Raw genomic sequence first — 393 nt, forward strand, 5'->3', positions numbered from 1 at the left:
CCGAAAACTTTCGTTCAATCAACGACTTAGGAAATTATGTGCGAAAAGAATAGTAAAATAATGTTGATTTTCGTAGAATGATATTAATTTTTTAACACGCATAATTTGCTAGTTTCCAACAATTTTCGTATTTTTGCAAAGAGTTTCTGTGTCTCTTATATCGAGATTCAGATGAACGACATCAAAAAACGAACTTGATTCGTATGATGAAAGAGACAAATATACAATCACAGGTTACGTCCACTATTGCAGGGGACGACGGCGAAGCCATGGCAAAAAGTGAAGGATATGTAGCTGAAAATGGTTTTGTAGCAACAGATCCGACGCACTTTGGAAAGACGTATCATGATAAACAGTCGAGGTAAACGTGTTGTCCGTGAGGCTGTTTTCTTA

At 36.6% G+C, this 393-nt stretch carries 1 protein-coding gene; it reads left to right on the forward strand.

Annotation, left to right across the window (positions count from 1 at the left end; translation table 11 throughout):
• Window positions 1-203 precede the first annotated feature (203 nt).
• A complete protein-coding gene (locus KSW37_RS15875) occupies window positions 204-365 on the forward strand; it encodes a hypothetical protein (RefSeq protein ID WP_217315410.1) in 162 nt (53 codons plus the stop codon).
• Window positions 366-393: the final 28 nt, after the last annotated feature.

The organism is Segatella copri, from assembly GCF_019127135.1.
Classification (GTDB): Bacteria; Bacteroidota; Bacteroidia; order Bacteroidales; family Bacteroidaceae; genus Prevotella.

What these genes read in the sequence shown, in the direction of transcription:
- KSW37_RS15875 (WP_217315410.1), top strand. Translation starts at nt 204, where the DNA reads ATGATGAAAGAGACAAATATACAATCACAGGTTACGTCCACTATTGCA.